At 63.1% G+C, this 18,807-nt stretch carries 15 protein-coding genes and 1 riboswitch; of the genes, 11 read left to right on the forward strand and 4 right to left on the reverse strand.

Going from position 1 to position 18,807, the window contains the following annotated elements; translation table 11 throughout:
• Nucleotides 1-59 precede the first annotated feature (59 nt).
• The 3 genes from AC0CMF_RS12400 (at nt 60) to AC0CMF_RS12410 (ending at nt 5,573) form a co-directional block, all read left to right on the forward strand.
• On the forward strand, nt 60-1,733 hold the full coding sequence (locus AC0CMF_RS12400) for a long-chain-fatty-acid--CoA ligase (protein WP_374629006.1): 1,674 nt from the start codon (nt 60-62) through the stop codon (nt 1,731-1,733).
• Nucleotides 1,734-1,952: 219 nt separating this feature from the next.
• On the forward strand, nt 1,953-4,256 hold the full coding sequence (locus AC0CMF_RS12405) for a xanthine dehydrogenase family protein molybdopterin-binding subunit (protein WP_122520436.1): 2,304 nt from the start codon (nt 1,953-1,955) through the stop codon (nt 4,254-4,256).
• Between the two features lie 270 nt (nt 4,257-4,526).
• A complete protein-coding gene (locus tag AC0CMF_RS12410) occupies nt 4,527-5,573 on the forward strand; it encodes a DMT family transporter (RefSeq protein ID WP_058899399.1) in 1,047 nt (348 codons plus the stop codon).
• 331 nt (nt 5,574-5,904) lie between these two features.
• Here the strand turns inward: AC0CMF_RS12410 and AC0CMF_RS12415 are convergent, their stop codons facing one another.
• A complete protein-coding gene (locus AC0CMF_RS12415; protein WP_019964510.1) occupies nt 5,905-6,141 on the reverse strand; it encodes an Lrp/AsnC ligand binding domain-containing protein in 237 nt (78 codons plus the stop codon).
• Nucleotides 6,142-6,265: 124 nt separating this feature from the next.
• Nucleotides 6,266-6,375, forward strand: a riboswitch (TPP riboswitch).
• Here AC0CMF_RS12415 and thiM point away from each other — a divergent pair.
• The 7 genes from thiM to AC0CMF_RS12450 all read left to right on the forward strand — a co-directional run bounded on the left by thiM (nt 6,367) and on the right by AC0CMF_RS12450 (nt 14,050).
• Nucleotides 6,367-7,170, forward strand: a complete 804-nt coding sequence (thiM, locus tag AC0CMF_RS12420) for a hydroxyethylthiazole kinase (protein ID WP_122521412.1) — start codon at nt 6,367-6,369, stop codon at nt 7,168-7,170. Its footprint overlaps the riboswitch before it by 9 nt.
• A gap of 30 nt (nt 7,171-7,200) precedes the next feature.
• Nucleotides 7,201-8,019, forward strand: coding sequence for a bifunctional hydroxymethylpyrimidine kinase/phosphomethylpyrimidine kinase (gene thiD, locus AC0CMF_RS12425; protein ID WP_122520435.1), 819 nt, complete (start codon nt 7,201-7,203; stop codon nt 8,017-8,019).
• Nucleotides 8,009-9,118, forward strand: a complete 1,110-nt coding sequence (locus AC0CMF_RS12430) for a TRAP transporter substrate-binding protein (protein WP_122520434.1) — start codon at nt 8,009-8,011, stop codon at nt 9,116-9,118. The genes thiD and AC0CMF_RS12430 overlap by 11 nt, the downstream gene beginning before the upstream one ends.
• A gap of 514 nt (nt 9,119-9,632) precedes the next feature.
• Complete coding sequence (locus AC0CMF_RS12435; RefSeq protein WP_058899403.1) at nt 9,633-10,886, forward strand: OmpP1/FadL family transporter; 1,254 nt, start codon at nt 9,633-9,635, stop codon at nt 10,884-10,886.
• Nucleotides 10,887-11,123: 237 nt separating this feature from the next.
• Complete coding sequence (locus AC0CMF_RS12440; protein ID WP_058899404.1) at nt 11,124-11,927, forward strand: UDP-2,3-diacylglucosamine diphosphatase; 804 nt, start codon at nt 11,124-11,126, stop codon at nt 11,925-11,927.
• Nucleotides 11,924-12,973, forward strand: coding sequence for a glycosyltransferase family 4 protein (locus tag AC0CMF_RS12445; protein ID WP_050474166.1), 1,050 nt, complete (start codon nt 11,924-11,926; stop codon nt 12,971-12,973). Before AC0CMF_RS12440 ends, AC0CMF_RS12445 begins: the two co-directional genes overlap by 4 nt.
• Nucleotides 12,974-13,072: 99 nt before the next feature.
• The gene (locus tag AC0CMF_RS12450) at nt 13,073-14,050 is read left to right on the forward strand and encodes a threonine ammonia-lyase (RefSeq protein ID WP_374629003.1); all 978 of its coding nucleotides are present in this window, start codon (nt 13,073-13,075) and stop codon (nt 14,048-14,050) included.
• 79 nt (nt 14,051-14,129) lie between these two features.
• Here AC0CMF_RS12450 and AC0CMF_RS12455 read toward each other — a convergent pair whose 3' ends face one another.
• Complete coding sequence (locus AC0CMF_RS12455) at nt 14,130-15,257, reverse strand: protein phosphatase CheZ (protein WP_050474164.1); 1,128 nt, start codon at nt 15,255-15,257, stop codon at nt 14,130-14,132.
• Between the two features lie 127 nt (nt 15,258-15,384).
• On the opposite strand from AC0CMF_RS12455, the gene AC0CMF_RS12460 reads away from it, so the two are divergent.
• Complete coding sequence (locus AC0CMF_RS12460) at nt 15,385-16,566, forward strand: MFS transporter (RefSeq protein WP_094463298.1); 1,182 nt, start codon at nt 15,385-15,387, stop codon at nt 16,564-16,566.
• A gap of 124 nt (nt 16,567-16,690) precedes the next feature.
• On the opposite strand, the gene dgcA is transcribed toward AC0CMF_RS12460, so the two are convergent.
• Together dgcA and dgcN are read right to left on the reverse strand one after the other, a co-directional pair.
• Entirely contained in the window at nt 16,691-17,680 is a 990-nt protein-coding gene (gene dgcA, locus AC0CMF_RS12465) for an N-acetyl-D-Glu racemase DgcA (RefSeq protein ID WP_374629002.1), read from the reverse strand.
• Nucleotides 17,681-17,683: 3 nt separating this feature from the next.
• A complete protein-coding gene (dgcN, locus tag AC0CMF_RS12470) occupies nt 17,684-18,697 on the reverse strand; it encodes an N-acetyltransferase DgcN (RefSeq protein WP_374629001.1) in 1,014 nt (337 codons plus the stop codon).
• Nucleotides 18,698-18,807 lie beyond the last annotated feature (110 nt).

Raw genomic sequence — 18,807 nt, forward strand, 5'->3', positions numbered from 1 at the left:
GAGTTGGGCTCCCGGGCCGGGGTTTTCCAGGTGGCGCAGAATCTCGATTGGAGACCGCCATGGCGAAAGTGGAGGAATGGGTCGCGGCTTTCAGGCCCCGCCCGCTGCATGAATATCTGGAGGAAACCGTCGCAGCCTATGGCAGGAGCCCGGCTGTCGACTTTCTCGGCAAGACCTGGACCTATGGTGAGCTCGGTGCCCTGGTGAACCGCGTTGCCGCAGGCCTGCAGGCACTGGGGGTCACCAAAGGCACGAAGGTTGGCCTGTGCCTGCCCAACACGCCTTACTACACAGTCTTCTACTTCGCGCTGATGAAGGCCGGGGCAACGGTCGTCAATTTCAACCCGCTTTATGTGGAGCGCGAGATCGCCTTTCAGGCGCGGGATGCGGAAGTGCGCATCATGGTCACGCTCGACCTCAAGGTCATCTATGACAAGGTCGAGGCGGTGCGCAAGGATGGCATCCTGGACAGGCTCATCGTTTGCCCGATGGCCGATATCCTGCCTGCAGTGAAGCGGGCGCTGTTCACCCTGTTCAAGGGCAAGGACCGGGCCGCCTGGAAGGCTGACGGTGGCCATGTGCCCTATGCGGCCCTGCTGAACCGTGGCGCCAGCCCGGTGCCCGTGGCCATTGATCCGGTCGAGGACGTTGCGGTGCTGCAATATACCGGCGGCACCACCGGCGTGCCGAAGGGCGCCATGCTGACGCACGCGAATCTGTCCGCCAACATCGAGCAGATGAAGGACATTTTCCATGCGGCGGAGAAGGGCAAGGAGCGGATGCTCTGCGTCATTCCCTTCTTCCACGTCTTTGCCATGACGGTGGCGCAGAACCTTGCCGTCGTGCTGGCCGCGCAGATGGTTCTGATGCCGCGCTTCGACATGAAACTGCTGCTCGACACCATCAAGCGCACGCGCCCGACACTGTTCCCCGGCGTGCCGACCATCTACACGGCGATCAACAACTCGCCGCTGACGCCTTCCTATGATCTGACCAGCGTGAAGCTGTGCATCTCCGGCGGCGCGCCGCTGCCGGTCGAAGTGAAGGAGAAGTTCGAGACGATCACCGGCTGTATCCTCGTGGAAGGCTACGGCCTGACGGAAACCTCGCCGGTTGCTTCGGTCAATCCGCTGGATGAGCGCCGCCGTGCCGGATCCATCGGCCAGCTGGCACCGGGCACGGAGGCGGAGTTCCGCGCTCTGGACGACCCGAGCCGCACCGTGCCTCTGGGGGAAAAGGGCGAGCTGGTGATCAAGGGGCCGCAGGTGATGAAGGGCTACTGGAAGCGGCCCGAGGAGACTGCGCGCACCATCGAGAACGGTTTCCTGCACACCGGCGACGTGGGCTATGCGGATAAGGACGGCTTCATCTATCTGGTGGACCGGATCAAGGACCTCATCCTCTGCTCGGGCTACAACGTCTATCCGCGCGTGATCGAGGAAGCGCTGTATCAGCACGCCGGTGTTGAAGAGGCCATCGTGATCGCGGTTCCCGATGAGTACCGGGGGCAGGCGCCCAAGGCCTTCGTCAAGCTGCGGGCCGGTGCCACGGTCACGCAGGAGGAAATGCGTGCTTTCCTCAAGGACCACCTCTCTGCCATTGAGCTGCCGCGCGAGATCGAGTTCCGCGATGCGCTGCCAAAGACCATGGTGGGCAAGCTGTCCAAGAAGGAACTGGTCGAGGAAGAAGCTGCCAAGCGCGCGGCTGCAGCGGCAAGCAAGCCTGCGGCCTGAAGCCTGCGCCTCTCTCTGCAGGGCCTGCCGGATGCCACCGGCAGGCCCTCGTCATTCCTGCGGATATGAGGATCGGATGCCCTGCCTCGAATTCGGGGTTGACGTTTCACGGTCCGGCACAACATTCTTGTCTGACAAGACAAGCTTCGCAGCCCCTTCAGGCCAATCCCCACGCGCCGCATGGCTGCATCAGCCCATAACAATCGAGGCCGTTTCCAGATGAACCAGATGACGCCGAAGAAATTCGGGATCGGTGCCCCGGTCCGCCGCAAGGAAGATCCTGCCCTGATCACCGGCACAGGCCGCTACACGGATGACTTTGCCCCCGAGGGCACGCTGCATGCCTATGTGCTGCGCTCCGCCATGGCGCATGCCCGGATTTCCGTCTCCGGTCTCGATGAGGCCCGCGCCCATCCGGGCGTGGCGATGGTGCTGACCGGGGCTGACCTGGGCGGCATGAAGCCGATGCCGGTGAAGGCGGTGATGAAGCAGCTGGACGGCACCATGCACTGGTGCCCCGTGCGGCCCGTGCTCTGCACCGATACCGTCCGCCACGTGGGCGATGCCATTGCCTTCGTCGTCGCTGACAGCGTCAATGCGGCCAAGTCGGCGGCGGAACTGATCGAGGTGGATTATGAGCCGCTCGATGTGATCGTCGATATCGAGGAGGCGGCTCAGGACGGGGCAACGCTTGTCTGGCCGGAGCATGGCACCAACAAGGCGTTCCGCCTCGGCCATGGCGATGAGGCGAAGACGGAAGAAGCCTTCCGCAACGCCTCGCATGTCACCTCTATCCGTCTCGTCAACAACCGGCTCGTGGCCAACTACATGGAGCCGCGCGCCTGCCTTGCCGAATATGATGCGGATACTGGCCGCTATACGCTGACGGCGGGCACGCAGGGCGGCCATGGCCAGCGGGACGTCATCGCCAAGGACATCCTCGGCATCGATCCGGCACGGCTGCGCATCATCACCCCGGAAGTGGGCGGCGGCTTCGGCACCAAGATGTTCGTCTACCGGGAATATCCGCTCTGCCTGTTTGCGGCGGAGAAGCTGCGCCGTCCGGTGAAATGGACCGGCGAACGCATGGACCACTTCGTCACCGACGCGCACGGCCGCGACAACATCACCACCGCCGACCTGGCGCTGGATGCCGATGGCCGCATCCTTGGCCTGCGCATCCAGGTACTGGCGGCCATGGGTGCCTATCTGCACCAGTATGGCCCGTTCATCCCCTTCGTCGGCACGTCCATGTCCACGGGGCTCTATGATATTCCGGCGCTTTTCGTCACGGCGACCGGCGTCTACACCCACACGGTGCCGACCGATGCCTACCGCGGTGCGGGCCGTCCGGAAGCGGCCTATCTGATCGAACGGCTGATCGAGAAGGCAGGACTTGAGACCGGCCTTGGCACGGCGGAAATCCGCCGCCGCAATTTCGTGCCTTCCAGCGCGCTGCCCTATACCACGGCGACGGGCCGCATGTATGACACCGGCGACTTCGCCGGGCACATGGACAAGGCGCTTGAGGTGTCGGACTGGAGCGGTTTTGCCGCCCGCCAGGCAGAGAGCGCGGCGCAGGGCAAGTACCGTGGCATCGGTCTTTGCAGCTACATCGAGGCCTGCGCCTTCCCCGGCGGGGAAGAGGCGACGGTGGAACTGAACGGCAATGGCACGGTGACGCTGCTGATCGGCACCCAGACCAACGGTCAGGGCCATGCCACCGCCTATTCGCAGGTGATCGCCGAACAGCTGGGGCTTGATATCGGCCAGATCGAGGTGATCCAGGGCGATACCGACCGGGTGCGTCAGGGCGGCGGCACGGGCGGCTCCCGCTCCATTCCGCTCGGCCTGCCGTCGGTGCTGGAAGCCTCGAAGAGCCTTGTCCGCAAGATCAAGGAAAAGGCCGCCGATCAGCTGGAAACCGGCATTGATGATCTGGAACTGGTGGACGGAGAGGTCCGTGTCGTCGGCACCGACCGTTCCGTTTCGCTGGCTGCGGTTGCCGCTGCAGCGGGTGAAAAGCTCGCCGGTCAGGAAGAGGTGAAGCAGGCCGAAGCCACCTATCCCAACGGCACGCATGTCTGCGAGCTGGAAGTGGACCCGGAGACGGGCGATGTCGAGCTGCTGAATTACACCATCGTTGATGACTTCGGCGTCACGGTGAACCCGGTTCTGCTCGCCGGGCAGGTCATCGGCGGCACGGTGCAGGCGATCAGTCAGGCTCTGTGCGAGGAAACGGTGTTCGATGCTGACGGTCAGCTGCTGACGGCCTCGCTGCTCGACTACCGCCTGATCCGGGCATCGGACCTGCCGGATATCCATTTCGAGACGAAGAACGTGCCGTCCACCACCAACGCGCTTGGCATCAAGGGCGCTGGCGAGGCGGGCACCATCGGCGGCTGCGCGGCTGTGATGAATGCCCTGCAGATGGCGCTGCGCGATGGGGCAGGGGTGGAGCATATCGACATGCCCGCCACCCCGCACCGGGTCTGGCAGGCCATTCAGGCCGCCCGCGTCTGACAACGCAATGCGAAACCGGGCAGCGCAGGTGACTGCGCTGTCCCCTCATTTGGACCATCGCCGGTTGCCTCTTCCGCCCGGCAGCGTAAAATTCTGTAAGCTGCGGCAATATGGTCTGGAATTTCGAGACCGGTTTGCTACCCTTGTATACAGTAGCATGCATGGTGCGCACGGCGAAGTTGCCACGGCACCCGCAGATTTGAGATGAGGCTTGGGACCGGCGCCCCGTCTCTTCATGCCCGCCCCGGCGCCGGACCTTTGGACGATCACATGGCCATGAGGGATTCGAACGCTCCTGACGAGGGCGAGGCGGAAAGCCGCGTATTGGCTTCCGGTGAGGGTGCTTCCGTTCCGCCGCAAGCCGCAGTGCTGACGTCACAAAGGCCCGTCCTGGGCATTGCGCTGAAGCTGTGCTCCACCTTCACCTTCGCCAGCATGGCGGTGGCCCTGAAGATCACCACAGAAAGCGTGCCGATCGGCGAGATCGTCTTTGCCCGCAACTTCTTCGGTTTGTTTCCGGTGCTGCTGCTCGTGGCGCTGCGCGGTGAGCTGACCGGCTCTCTTCATACCCGCCAGCCGCTTGGCCATGTGGGGCGTGCCATGGCGGGCATTGCGGCCATGCTGTTTGCCTTCACCTCGCTGAAATATCTGCCCATCGCCGACTCGACCGCCATCGGCTTTGCCGCGCCGCTGTTCACGGTGGTTCTGGCCTTCTTCTTCCTTGGCGAGACGGTGCGCATCTACCGCTGGACGGCGGTCATCATCGGGTTCCTCGGCATTGTCGTCATCCTGTCCCCGCATATGGGCGGCACGGAAATGAGCGGCGATGCCTGGTTCGGCGCGGCAGCTGCGGCCGCTGGCGCCTTCTGCACGGCCATGGCGATGATCTTCGTGCGCAAGCTCTGCGAGACCGAGCGCACCAGCACCATTGTCATCTGGTTTTCCGGCTGTGCCTCGCTGATCTCGCTGCTGACCATCCCGTTTGGCTGGATCTTCCCCGATTTCGCCTGGGTCATCCCGGATGCGAAAACGGCAGCCTTGCTCGTCTTCGTCGGGCTTGCGGGCGGCGTCGGCCAGATCGTCATGACCGAGAGCTACCGCTATGCGGATGCCTCCACCATCGCGCCCTTCGACTATGCCAACCTGCTGTGGGCGGTGCTGCTCAGCTGGGCGATCTTTGGCGACATTCCGGTGTGGCAGGTGGTGGCCGGTGCGCTGATCGTGGTCGCGGCGGGCCTCTTCGTCATCTACCGCGAACGGGCGCTGGGCAAGGACGACAGCCGGGCGCGCAAGGCCTCCTCGCCGCTGCGGCCCTGACCCTCAGTCTGCGCCCCGCTCATACGGCCTGCCGGATTTACATGTCTTGCAGGAAGACGCCACGGACGTTGCTTTGATGCTGGAAAAGTAAGCAGTTTCAGAGTTTTGTATCTCCGGATGAGGCCTCTCATTTCCCCTCCCCCTTGAGGGGAGGGGGTAGGGGTGGGGGTCTTCACGCAGGAGCGCTGCTTGACTGGCTCTCGTCTCTGCACAGAGAGATTTCAATAAAAATACCCCGTGTTTTCAGCCTGTTACCCCCACCCCCTCAAGGGGGAGGGGGACAGATAGGCCGTGCCGGGTAAACAACGGCTGCAACTTTGTGCGAGCCCCCTCAGAATGCCTTGAAGGTGATGATGGTGCGGGTGTCGCGGATGCCTTCGAGGCAATGCAGCTTCTCGTTGACGAAGTGGCCGATGTCCTCGCCATCCTCGATATAGACCTTCACCAGCAGGTCATAGTCGCCGCTCGTGGAGTAGATTTCCGAAGCGATCTCGGCATCCGCAATGGCATTGGCGACCTTGTAGGTCTCGCCGAGGTGGCATTTGATCATGATGAAGAAGGGCTTCATGGCGTGCTCCTGAGGGCTGTCCTGTCAAAGGACATGGCCGATCCGCCGCCGCCAGTCAATCGCTGCGCTCGCTTGCCGCCGGCAGAGCATGCTTGCCAAGCCGGACCGGGCTTGGTAGCTCTTTGCCGTCTCATGGGGGTGCCCGCCGGATGCGCCGGGCTGAGAGGCGATGGTGCCAACTCCTTGAACCTGATCCGGCTTGTACCGGCGGAGGGATTTGGGATGATGAGCGGTCAAACGGCACGCGGCGCAGCGGATGCTGCTGCCAGGTCTCACATCACTGCAGATCAGCTGGCTTTGCGCACGGCGGAGGTGCTGGAGAAGATCCGCGCGTCCGCGCCCCGTGTGCATTGCCTCACCAATGCCGTCGCGCAGGCCTTCACCGCCAATGTGCTGCTGGCGCTGGGCGCCATTCCGTCCATGACGATTTCGCCGGAAGAAGTGCCCTTCTTCACGGCTTCTGCGCAGGCGCTGCTGGTCAACCTCGGCACGCTGGACGAAGCGCGCAAGGAAGCCGCAAACCGCGCCATCAGCATTGCAGCTGGCGAGGGCAAGCCCTGGGTGCTGGATCCCGTCTTTGCCGACCGTTCGCCGCCGCGCCTGAGTGAGGCCCGGCGCCTGCTGGCTCTGAAGCCGTCCTTGCTGAAGATCAACGCCGGGGAGCTTGCAGCTCTTGGCGGCGGGGCGTCCGTTCTGGAACTTTCCCGCCAGCTGGGGCTTCCCGTTGCAATGACGGGTGCTGTGGATGACATCAGCAGCGGCACGCAAGGCCTGCGCCTTGCCAATGGCCATCCGCTGATGGGCAAGGTGACGGCGACCGGATGTGCTGCCGGGGCGGTGGCGGCTGCTGCGCTTGCCGTGGAGTCGGATCCGGTGATGGCTGCGGCTGCGGCGCTGTCCATCATGGCGATTGCCGGAGAAATGGCTGCCGTGACAGCCACCGGGCCGGGCAGTTTCGTCCCGGCATTCCTTGATGCCCTTTACGGGCTTGATGCGCCGCAGATTGGCGCGCACCTGCGGCTCGCCTGAGCTGCTGCCAGCCTGATTTCAGGAGGAACCATGACTGCCATTGCCCTGACCATCGCAGGCTCGGATTCCGGCGGCGGAGCCGGTATCCAGGCCGATCTCAAGACCTTCTCGGCGCTCGGTGTCTATGGCGCCAGCGTGCTGAGCGCACTGACGGCACAGAACACGCTCGGCGTCAGCGCCATTCATGACATTCCCCCTGCCTTCGTGCGGGCGCAGATGGATGCGGTGCTGTCCGATCTCAAGGTCAATGCCATCAAGATCGGCATGCTGTCGCGTCCGGACGTGATCCGTGCCGTGGCCGAAGGTCTGGATGCGCATGAAGCCTCCAATGTGGTGCTTGATCCGGTGATGGTCGCAGCCTCCGGCGACCCGCTGCTGGTGCCGGAAGCGGTCTCCGTGCTGATTGCGGAACTGCTGCCGCGCGCGCAGCTGATCACGCCGAACCTGCCGGAAGCTGCCCGCATGCTGAATACCGAGATCGCACAGGGCCGGGAGGGCATGCGCGCTCAGGCGCAGGCGCTGCTGGATCTGGGCGCCAGGGCCGTGCTGCTGAAGGGCGGCCACGGGGAGGGGCCGGAGAGCGAGGATCTGCTGCTGACCCGCGACGGGCGCGAACAGTGGTTCACCGCCCCCCGCCACGCCACGCGCAACAGCCACGGCACGGGCTGCACCCTGTCGTCCGCCATTGCAGCGGGTCTTGCCAAGGGGCTTTCGCTGCCGGATGCGGTTGCCGGGGCCAAACTCTATGTTACCCATGCGATACGTGCGGCCGATGACCTGCATGTCGGAGAAGGCCATGGACCCGTGCATCATTTCCACGCGCTCTGGGAGACAAGCCATGTCAACTGAGACCAGCCCGTCCGCCTCGCGCCGTCATGCCCTCAAGCTGGGCGCGGCCAGTGCCGCTTCTCTGCTGGCCGCGCCTGCGCTTGCCAGCACGGGCGCTGCGGTGATCGAGTGGAAGATGGTGACCTCCTGGCAGAAGAACCTGCCGGGGCCGGGCACGACCGCCCAGACGATCTGCGACCGGATCGAGAAAATGTCGGGCGGGCGCATGCGCGTGCGGCTCTTTGCGGCCGGCGAACTGGTGCCGCCGCTCGGTGTGTTCGATGCCGTGTCAGCCGGTACGGCACAGGTGGCGCACACGGCCTCCTTCTTCTGGCAGGGCAAGATGCCGGCCGCCGTCTGGTTTACGGCGATTCCCTTCGGTCTTCTGCCGCTCGAGCACATCACCTGGATCGAGCAGGGTGGCGGGCAGGCGCTGTGGGACGAGCTTTACGCCCCCTTCGGCATCAAGCCGGTGATGGCGGGCAACACCGGCGTGCAGATGGGCGGCTGGTTCCGCAAGGAAATCAATACGCTCGATGATCTTGCCGGCCTGAAGATCCGCATGCCCGGATTGGGCGGCGAGGTCATGCGCCGTCTGGGGGCAACGCCGGTCGCTCTGCCGCCGGGGGAAATCTTCCCGGCGCTGCAATCCGGCCTCATCGACGCAACCGAGTTTCTGGGGCCGTGGAGCGATCAGGCCATGGGCTTCCAGAAGGTGGCCAAGTTCTACTACGCCCCCGGCTTCCATGAGCCGAACGGCACTGGCGAGGCGCTGTTCAACAGGAATGCACTGGAAGGGCTCCCGGAAGATCTCAGAACCATCGTTCTGGAGGCCTGCAAGGCCGAGAACGGGCGCTCGCTGGCCGAAAGCGAATGGATGAATGCGGGCAGCCTTGAGAGCCTGCAGAAGGACGACGGGGTGCTGCTGCGCTTCTATCCCGAAGACGTGCTGGATGCGCTGCGCCGCGAAACAGAGCTGGTGCTGGGAGAGCTTGCGGCCAAGGACGAGCTTACAGCGCGCATCCACGCCAGCTACAGCAAGGCGCTGGCGCGGCTGGCGCCCTGGAGCCGGGTCTCCGTACAGCGGTTCCTTGCCGCGCGCGACGCTGACAAGGCCTGACAGGCTCCAGGCAGGCCCCGACTCACTGGAAGTGACTCACTGGAAGTGACTCACTGGAAGTGACTCACCGGGAGTGACTACCGGTTTAGGCCCGGGGTTTGCGCGTCTTGAGCATTTTCAGGGAGTGCGCCAGCCTCTCTGGGATCTGGTGTGAGCCATGCGGCATCTGCAACCTGCCGTCTAGCAGCTCAAATTGTTGCTATCCTGCAACATGGCATTGGAAAACGAAACGGCGTGAAATCATTGAAAATCTGACTAAAAAATGTGCAACTGAAATGCAGGCGGGGTTTGAAGCGCTCAATCCTGCTGAATATGACATATTTCCGTCATTCAGGGCTGAGCTTCCCAAAGGGAATGCAGGCTGGTTTTCCGGATTGATGCAATGCAGCATAAATCCCAAGTTCTCGGCCATGCATTCTTTTGCAATTGATCTATCCTGAATTTTGCCTGACCGTTGATCCTGAGGAACAAAGCTTGGCAGGGCTTTGAGAATGCTTGGGAGGGTTTGAGCAACATGGTTCGTATCAGCAAGACGCTGGCTCTGTGCACCACCGCCATCGGGATGATCTCTGTTGCGGGGCAGGCTTATGCAGGCGGTTTTGCGCTGCGTGAGCAGAGCGCTTATTATCAAGGTATGTCCTTCGCCGGTAACGCGACGACCGGTCCGTCGATCTCGTCGATGTTCTGGAACCCGGCGGCGATCACAGGTGCAGGCTTGGGCATCACCACCGAGTCCCATCACGCGCTGATTGCGCCCAAGGCCAATATCAATCTTGATTCGACCTCCACGTTGCGCGCCTATGGCAACGGCGGCGATATTGCGTCCGATGCCTGGATCGGCTCCAGCTACACGGCATACAACGTCAACGATCAGGTATTCTTTGGTCTTGCCGTGAATGCGCCCTTCGGTCTGTCCACCAAGCCGGATGGCGGCGTGCCTTGGGCTGGCCAGACCTACAATGCGGGCTCGAAGGCGTTCTCGATCAACGCCAACCCGATGGTCGGCTATAAGGTGAATGACCAGCTGGCTTTTGGCGCGGGTGTGCAGGTGCAGTATTTCAGCGTGCGGCTGAGAACAGGTACGAATGCTTCCACCACGCCGCCCGTCACGACGCTTGAAGGCGACAACATCGGCGTGGGTGTTACCGCAGGCGTGATCTACAAGCCCTTTGCCGGTACCGAGTTCGGTCTCGGCTACCGTTCGGGTGTGGCTCACGATCTTGACGGGACGATCACGTCGGCCGCTGCAGTTCCGATCTATGCCTCGCTGATTACGCCCGAAACCGTCACCTTGTCTGCCAAGCAGCGCATCACCGACAGCTTCCGCGTGCTTGGCACCGTGGAGTGGGCCAACTGGAGCCGGTTGAAGTCGCCCAAGGTCACGCTTCAGGCCAATGGCGCCACGCTGACCACGCTGAAGTTCAACTACAACGACGGCTGGTTCGCGGCTCTGGGTGCGGAATATGATGTCAACGAGCACCTGACTGTTCGGGCAGGTGCGGCCTATGAATGGTCGCCCATTGACGACAAGATCCGCTCCGCCCGCCTGCCGGACAGTGACCGGATCTGGCTGAGCGCGGGTGCCAGCTACAAGGTGCTGGACAATCTGGCCTTCGACCTGGGCTACACCCACATCATCGGCCGCGATGCGAATATTCGTATCGCGCCGGGGCACCAGGACTACAGCGCGGCTGCGCCCATCGTGTTCGCCGGCAAGGCGGATGCCTCGGTCAACATCGTCAGCGCTGCCATGCGCTACCGCTTCTGACCGCCTATCCAGCGGTATCAAAGACGGCCGGTACCTGCGGGTGCCGGCCGTTTGCATTTCCGGGACAAACGTCCGTTCCGGTCATTCATTGAACTGTCGCATTTTTCCGTAAATGTCTTTTGTTCAATAATAAATTTCGCCAGAAAACTGGGCGTCTGCTTGTGAAAAACTTTGCTGTCATAATCCTGATACCTGAATCGCGTCTAAGGGGGCAAAAGGTAATCGGGAGCGCCAGACATGACAGCTCTGCAGGAGGGCCAGCATTACCGGGCCCTGTTCATTTCGGATGTTCATCTTGGGACGCGCGGATGCCAGGCAGATCTTCTGCTCGACTTCCTGAAGTACAATGACGCCGAGACCGTGTATCTGGTCGGCGATATTGTCGACGGCTGGCGGCTGAAGCGCAGCTGGTACTGGCCGCAGGCGCATAATGACGTGATCCAGAAGATCCTGCGCAAGGCCCGCAAGGGTGCGCGCATCTTCTATATTCCCGGCAATCATGACGAATTCCTGCGGGACTTCCTCGGGACCCATTTCGGCGGCGTCGAGGTGGCGGACAGTGTCGTGCATACGGCAGCCGACGGGCGCGAGTATCTGGTCATCCACGGCGACCAGTTCGACGTGGTCATCCGTCATGCCAAGTGGCTCGCCTTCTTCGGCGACAAGGCCTATGTGACGGCGCTGGCGCTCAATACCGGCTTCAATCTTGTGCGCCGCCGTCTCGGCCTCACTTACTGGTCACTCTCGGCCTGGGCAAAGCTGAAGGTGAAAAATGCCGTGAACTTCATCGGCCGCTTCGAGGACGCCCTGTCCGATGAAGCCCGCCGCAAGGGCGTTCACGGGGTCATCTGCGGCCACATTCACCATGCCGCCAGTCATGATATCGACGGCATCCACTACATCAACACCGGTGACTGGGTCGAAAGCTGCACGGCGGTTGCCGAGCATCACGACGGAACGTTCGAGGTTATCAGATGGGTGCAGCGTCCGGCCGAACAGCAGGCGGAACAGGGGATGGGGGAGCGCTCCGTCGCGGCATGACATCTATTCTCATCGTCACAGACGCCTGGCATCCGCAGATCAATGGTGTGGTCCGTTCTCTGGAATTGACCGCGAACCAGTTGCTGCGCATGGGTCTGCGCGTTGAGTTTCTGACGCCGCAGCTCTTCCGCACCCTGCCGTGCCCCACCTATCCGGAAATCCGTCTGTCGCTGACCACCCGCGCACGCGTGGCAGCGATCATGGACCGGTTCGCCTGTGACCATCTGCACATTGCCACCGAAGGCCCGCTGGGTCTGATGGCCCGCTCTGTCGCGCTGAAGCAGGGCAAGGTCTTCACGACGAGCTATCACACGCGCTTTCCGGAATATCTGGCGGCGCGCCTGCCGGTGCCGGTGTCTGTCACCTACAGGTGGCTGCGGCGCTTCCACAATGCCGGCCAGGGCTGCATGGTGGCGACCGGCAGCCTGGAGAAGGATCTGGCCGAGCGTGGCTTCACCCATCTGATGCGCTGGTCGCGCGGGGTGGATGCGGAGCTGTTCCGTCCCTATGAGGGCTCTGTCCTGCCGCCGGATCTGCCGCGCCCCATCTTCATGAATGTGGGCCGGGTGGCGGTGGAAAAGAACATCGAGGCTTTCCTCAATCTGGATCTGCCCGGCAGCAAGGTGGTCGTCGGCAGTGGCCCGCAGCTGGAGACATTGCGCAAGGCCTATCCGGACGTGCTTTTCACAGGTCCCAAGACGGGCGAAGATCTGGCCCGTGCCTATGCTTCGGCCGATGTCTTCGTCTTCCCCTCGCTGACGGATACGTTCGGCAATGTGCTGCTGGAGGCGCTGGCCTGCGGCGTGCCGGTTGCGGCCTATCCTGTGATGGGGCCGCTGGATGTCATCGGCGACAGCGGCGCAGGGGTTCTCGATACGGACCTGCAGGCGGCAGCCCTTGCCGCTCTTGATATTCCCCGCAGCTATTGCCGCCAGGTGGCGCTTGGCTTCAGCTGGGAGGCAAGCTCCCGCCAGTTCCTGGACAATGCCATCGACGCCTATAGTTCGCGCCACGATGGCAAGCTGCCAGAGCCTGTCCCCGCCTGAACCTGTCCCGGCCTGCATTGCCACGGTGACAAGCCTTTCGTTGCCGCATGGCCAAGCTGTTGCTAGGTCTCGGAAATCGCATATTTCCGGAGACCGGCCATGACAGGTACCCTCTCGCTTGATGATGTGAAGGCCGCGGCCGCACGGCTGCAAGGCCATGCTTTTGAAACGCCGCTCCTGTCCTTCAAGGTGCTGGATGAAGCGGCGGGGCAGAAGGTCTGGCTGAAGCCTGAAAATCTCCAGCGTACGGGCTCCTTCAAGTTCCGCGGTGCCTTCAACCGTCTGTCGCAGATCCCGGAGGGGGAGCGTGCGGCCGGCGTTGTGGCCTGCTCTTCGGGCAATCATGCGCAAGGCGTGGCGGAGGCGGCGCGCATCCTCGGCATGCCTGCCGTCATCGTGATGCCGGAGGATGCGCCTGCCATCAAACTGAAGCGCACGGCGGAGATGGGTGCCCGGGTCGTCACCTACAAGCGCGGCGTCGAAGACCGGATCGCCATCGCCAAGGCCATCTGTGAGGAAAACGGCGCCACCTTTGTACACCCCTATGACGACAGGGGCGTCATTGCGGGGCAGGGGACGATTGGTCTTGAAATCGTCCGCCAGTCCGCAGCGCTCGGTCTTGATATCGAAGCCGTCGCAGCCTGCACGGGCGGCGGCGGGCTCACCAGCGGTGTGGCGCTGGGGCTGGAAGAGGGGCTGGCCGGTGCCGTGGTCTATACCTGCGAACCGGCAGGCTTTGACGACTATGCCCGCTCGCTCGCCAGCGGGCGGCGCGAGGTGAATGCCAGTGGCTCCGGCTCGGTCTGCGATGCGATCCTCACCGAAAGCCCGGGCGAACTCTCTTTCGAGGTCCTGACCCGCCGCAAGGCGCGCGGACTGGTGGTGAGCGATGACGAAGCCCTGGCCGCTGTTGCCTTTGCCTTCCGTGAACTGAAGCTGGTGGTGGAGCCGGGCGGAGCGGTGGCGCTTGCTTCGGTGCTCTTCCGCAAGATGCCCGCCGGGAACGGCCCTGTGGTTGCGATCCTGTCCGGCGGCAACATCGATCCGGAAACGCTTGCAAGGGCGCTGGCTGTCTGAGCAGGTTCATCAGGTCTCAAACATGCGAAAACCCCGGTGTGGCCGGGGTTTTCCTTGGATTGTGCTGTTTCTGGAGCGGTCAGCTGAACAGGGCCTGACGCTCGCTCTCGGTCAGCATGGCCAGCGGGTCTTCGTCCTCGGAAAATTCCTCGGCCGCTTCCCATTCGGCATCTGCCTGGGTTTCTTCCGCCGGGGTCTCATCACCGCCGCCCATGTCGAACAGCTTGGCGATGTCGTCCTCACCCATTTCCTGTTCCGGGTCATCGAAACCGGCTTCGCCAGCAAAGGCTTCGTCTGTCTGCTCGAAAATGGCGTCGATCGTGGCTGCATCCAGCTGATCGACATGCTGGTCTTCTTCGATCTTCGCGGGGGCAGGAGCTGCCTTGGCAGCGGGCTTTGCAGCCGGGGCCGCTGCAGCCTTGGCCGCCGGGGCAGGAGCCGGAGCGGCTGGCTCATTGCCGAATTCGACGCTGAAGAAACCGCTGCTCTGGTCTTCTGCTTCTCCGCCCATCACGTCGTCAACGAAAGACTGGCTGACGCCCTTGCCGGCAAGCTGCGGGCCGTTGAGGAGATGCGCATCCGGGCGGGAATCGACCGGGCCGGCGGTATCGTCGGCATTCACGTCCTCGATGCCCCAGATGCCGATCATCAGGTTGATGCGGCTTTCGAGGTAGCGCAGAACATGCACCACCTTCTGGGTGCGCTGGCCGGTGAGATCCTGGAAGGAGCAGGCCATGAAGATTTCGGTGGCCTTGGCATCGATATCGTCGCAGACCGATTCGTCGGCACCGTTCTCGCGCAGGGTCCAGGCATATTCCTGGATCTTTTCCGCAGCGTTCAGGATGTCCTGCGTCGCGCCTTCCGTCTGCGTGATGATCGCATCCAGTTCGTGCGAGGCATCCGTGAAACGGTTGCTCTCCTCATCTTCCTTCTTGATGTTGGAAATCTCACGCTTGGTGCGTTCGATCGCCTCATGCATGTCGGCAATGTCGAGGCGGATGCGGTTGAGATCGGGAACGCTGCGTTCCCGGCGCATCATCTTCTCAAGCCGGGCGATGGCATCAAGAATGGAATTTGTTTCGGAGCTGCGGTGGCGGCGCAGATATTCGGTCAGAAAGCGGCGGCCGCGATCCGATTCCGAAAGGGTCTGCTCCAGTGTGAGATACTCGTGCTCCGGTATCAGGACTGGCGGTTCGGTTTCTGCCATCGTATCGTCTCGGCGTCCTATTCGCTGCAGCGGACATTCGATTCGAATGTTCCTCCAACTCATGCGGTATAGTAGGCCCAAGAAGTTAACATCCCTTTAGGCCGTCAAGGTTCGATCCTTCATGAAGATGTTCCAAGTTGGGCTCGCCCCCCGGGTGAGTGCTCTCTATGGTGTCAATTTTGTCGGTACGGGATTATTCCTCCCATTTTTTCCGATCATTCTTGCAAATAGATCATACTCAGTTACGGAAGTCTCATTTGCTCTCGCAATTGGCACCTACGCAAAGATTGCAGCCTCTCCATTTCTGACGGGACTCTCCGACAAGACTGGCCTGCGCCGTCTTTCGATCTGCTTTTACTCTTTGATGGGTATGGCTTTTCTTGCGCTATTTGCCTTTACGTCAAGTTATGTTCTGGCGGTGGTTGCGGTGATGGGGCTGATGGTCTGCTGGGCACCGATTGTGCCGCTGGCCGATGGTTATGCGCTGGATGTCGTGCGCCAGACCGGCGCCCCCTATGGGCGCATGCGTCTCTGGGGTTCTGCGGCTTTCGTGGCAGGCACTGTGCTTGCCGGATGGCTGATGATGCCGCACACGGAAATGCCCTATCTTGCCGGTATCCTTGGCTCGATGGCGGCGACCGTGCTCGTGGCCGGGACGCTGCCCCCGATGCGCAATCCTGAACGTGAAGCCCGGGAGGCCTCCGCAGCGGCGCAGGCGGCAGACAAGAAGCCTGCCGTTTTCCGTGAGCCCTGGTTTCTGGCGCTGGTCACGCTCATCGGCCTCTCGCAGGCGGCGCATTCGGCTTATTATGCGTTTTCAACGATTTACTGGACCAAGACGGGCGTGCCGGAGCATCTGATGGGGCCGCTCTGGTCCGTCGGCGTGACGGCGGAGATCCTGCTCTTCCTGTTTGCGGCAAGGCTGCCGGCCTGGCTGACGCCCATGCGCCTGATCATCATCGGGACCGCAGGCTCGGTGCTTCGCTGGGCGCTTTTCACTCATGTGCAGGATCCGGCCTTCATCGTGCCGATGCAGACCCTGCACGGGCTGTCCTTTGGGGCCGTGCATCTGGGAGGCGTTGCGCTGATTGCGCAGGCCGTGCCCATGCGCTGGTCTGCGACAGGGCAGAGCCTGATGGCAACGTCCACCGGGTTTCTGACGGCGACGGCCACATGGTTCAGCGGGCCGCTTTATGCGGCAGCGCCTGCTTTTGCCTTTTACGCCATGTCGGTGATGGCGGCGGCGGCCCTGATCGGGCTTCTCTTCCTTGCCCGACACCCCGGCTGTCAGACACGGGCGGCGGACTGATATCAATGCTCGATGAGCTTTTCTCATCGAGCATTGGTTAAACCCTTGCGGCGCTTGAGCATTTTCAAGGCGTGATGCGTCAGCATCGAATGCCTTGGTATGAGACGCTTCGGTTCCCGGGGGCTCAGCCCCAGAGGCTGGCCTGTGGCGGATAGACGAGGCTGCCTTCATAGGTGAGGCCGCCGTCCCGGTCTGCGGTCAGCAGCAGCGGGCCGTCCAGATCGACAAAATCGGCCGTCTGGGCCACGAGCAGGGCAGGGGCCATGCCGAGGGAGGTGCCCAGCATGCAGCCGGTCATGATCTTGTAGCCCAGGGCTCTGGCGTCTGCAGCCAGCGCCAGGGCTTCGGTCAGGCCACCGGCCTTGTCGAGCTTGATGTTGACCGCATCATAGAGCTGGCGCAGGCTCGCCAGTTCATGCCGGGTGTGCAGGCTTTCATCGGCACAGACCGCAATCGGCCGCTCTGCGCTGGCCAGCAGCCCATCATCGCCGGCCGGCAAGGGCTGTTCGATCAGTTCAACGCCTGCGGCCACACAGGCCGCCATATTGACCGCGAAGCAGCTTTCGTCCCAGGCCTCGTTGGCATCGACGATCAGCCTTGCCTCCGGTGCTGCGGCGCGGACGGCGGCGATGCGCTCATCGTCTCCCGGTCCGGCCAGCTTCACCTTCAGCAGCGGGCGGGAGGCCGCTTTGGCTGCGGCTGCCCCCATGCTCTCCGGCGTGCCGACGCTGAGCGTATAGGCGGTCACCAGCGGCTTCAGGCCGGCAAGGCCGGCGAGCGCCGCGGCACTGGTGCCGGCCGTCTTGGCCTCAAGGTCCCACAGGGCGCAGTCGAGCGCGTTGCGCGCCGCGCCTGCCTCCATTTCCGCCTGCAATTGCGTGCGGCTGATGTCCTGACCGAAGCGCGCTGCCGCCTCCTCGATCTGCTGCATCACGCTGGCGATGCTTTCGCCATAGCGGGCGTAGGGCACGCATTCGCCGCGGCCGGTGAGGCCGCCGCGGCTGATGCTGACGGTGACCACATCCGCATGGGTGCGGCTGCCCCGCGAGATCGCGAAGCCGCCTTCGATGGCAAAGCGCTCATGCGCAGCCGTGATGGTGAGGGGCGATGTCATGGCTCAGGCTTCGCCGTAGATTTCAACCACCTTGTCCACCACCTTGGCCATGCCGTAGCGCACGGGGTCGGTCGCGGGCAGGCTGTACTTTGCGGAAAGCTCCACCAGATAGGCCTGTGCTTCCGCATCGCCAAGGGCAGCCGTATTCACCGCAATGCCGATGCAACGGATGTCCGAATTTGTCAGCTTGCCGCACTGGATCGTCAGGTCGATGACCTCCTGAATGGAGGGCAGGGGCGTCTGCACACCGCGCATGGTGCGGCGGGTTGGCTCGTGGCAGACGATGAAGGCATCGGGCTGCGCGCCATGCAGCAGGCCAAGCGTCACGCCCGAGAAGGACGGATGGAACAGGGAGCCCTGACCCTCGATCACATCCCAGTGGCTTTCGTCCGCTGCCGGGGAAATCCATTCCACGGCGCCGGAGATGAAATCGGCCACCACGGCGTCGATGGCAACGCCGCGGCCCGAAATGAACACGCCGGTCTGGCCGGTGGCGCGGAAGTCGCAGTCATAGCCGCGGGCGCGCATGTCGCGCTCCATGGCGAGGGCGGTGTACTTCTTGCCGACCGAGCAATCGGTGCCGACAGTGAGGATGCGCTTGCCGCTGCGCTTGGAGCCCTTGCCGGTGGCGAAGGTCATGTCGGAGTGGCGCACGTCGAACAACTGGCGGCCATTGCGCTCCGCCGCTTCCTTGATCGCGGGAATGGAGCCGAGGCGCACATGCAGCCCGCTGGCCACATCCAGCCCCGCGTCAAGCGCTTCCACGATGGAGGCAACCCAGTGATCCGGCAGGCGCCCGCCTGCATTCACGGCGCCGACGATCATGGTCCTGGCGCCGGCCTTCGCCGCGGCCGGGATCGTCATATCGGGCAGGCCGGCATCCGCCTGGCAGCCCGGCAGGCGATTCTGCCCGATGCACCAGTCCCGGCGCCAGTCGACCACGCCGAGCGCCGTCTTTGCCGCCAGCGCATCCGGCACGTCGCCAAGGAACATCAGGTAAGGGTTCGCAATATCCATTATGTGATCCGCCTCTATTGATTGTCACCGGCCGCGCGTCTGGACGGCCTGCCTTTCTCTCAGGTATAGGGGGTAGTCCTTCGAAGCGGCAAGGGGTTGCGTCAGCACGC

The organism is Pannonibacter sp. CBAS1226 (assembly GCF_055685825.1).

Bases quoted from the DNA above. Each gene is read 5' to 3' on its own strand.
- thiD (WP_122520435.1), top strand. From the start codon at position 7,201: ATGACTGCCATTGCCCTGACCATCGCAGGCTCGGATTCCGGCGGCGGA.
- AC0CMF_RS12460 (WP_094463298.1), top strand. From the start codon at position 15,385: ATGTTCCAAGTTGGGCTCGCCCCCCGGGTGAGTGCTCTCTATGGTGTC.
- dgcA (WP_374629002.1), bottom strand. From the start codon at position 17,680: ATGACATCGCCCCTCACCATCACGGCTGCGCATGAGCGCTTTGCCATC.
- AC0CMF_RS12400 (WP_374629006.1), top strand. From the start codon at position 60: ATGGCGAAAGTGGAGGAATGGGTCGCGGCTTTCAGGCCCCGCCCGCTG.
- AC0CMF_RS12440 (WP_058899404.1), top strand. From the start codon at position 11,124: ATGACAGCTCTGCAGGAGGGCCAGCATTACCGGGCCCTGTTCATTTCG.
- AC0CMF_RS12415 (WP_019964510.1), bottom strand. From the start codon at position 6,141: ATGAAGCCCTTCTTCATCATGATCAAATGCCACCTCGGCGAGACCTAC.
- AC0CMF_RS12430 (WP_122520434.1), top strand. From the start codon at position 8,009: ATGTCAACTGAGACCAGCCCGTCCGCCTCGCGCCGTCATGCCCTCAAG.
- AC0CMF_RS12410 (WP_058899399.1), top strand. From the start codon at position 4,527: ATGGCCATGAGGGATTCGAACGCTCCTGACGAGGGCGAGGCGGAAAGC.
- thiM (WP_122521412.1), top strand. From the start codon at position 6,367: ATGAGCGGTCAAACGGCACGCGGCGCAGCGGATGCTGCTGCCAGGTCT.
- AC0CMF_RS12435 (WP_058899403.1), top strand. From the start codon at position 9,633: ATGGTTCGTATCAGCAAGACGCTGGCTCTGTGCACCACCGCCATCGGG.
- AC0CMF_RS12405 (WP_122520436.1), top strand. From the start codon at position 1,953: ATGAACCAGATGACGCCGAAGAAATTCGGGATCGGTGCCCCGGTCCGC.
- dgcN (WP_374629001.1), bottom strand. From the start codon at position 18,697: ATGGATATTGCGAACCCTTACCTGATGTTCCTTGGCGACGTGCCGGAT.
- AC0CMF_RS12445 (WP_050474166.1), top strand. From the start codon at position 11,924: ATGACATCTATTCTCATCGTCACAGACGCCTGGCATCCGCAGATCAAT.
- AC0CMF_RS12450 (WP_374629003.1), top strand. From the start codon at position 13,073: ATGACAGGTACCCTCTCGCTTGATGATGTGAAGGCCGCGGCCGCACGG.
- AC0CMF_RS12455 (WP_050474164.1), bottom strand. From the start codon at position 15,257: ATGGCAGAAACCGAACCGCCAGTCCTGATACCGGAGCACGAGTATCTC.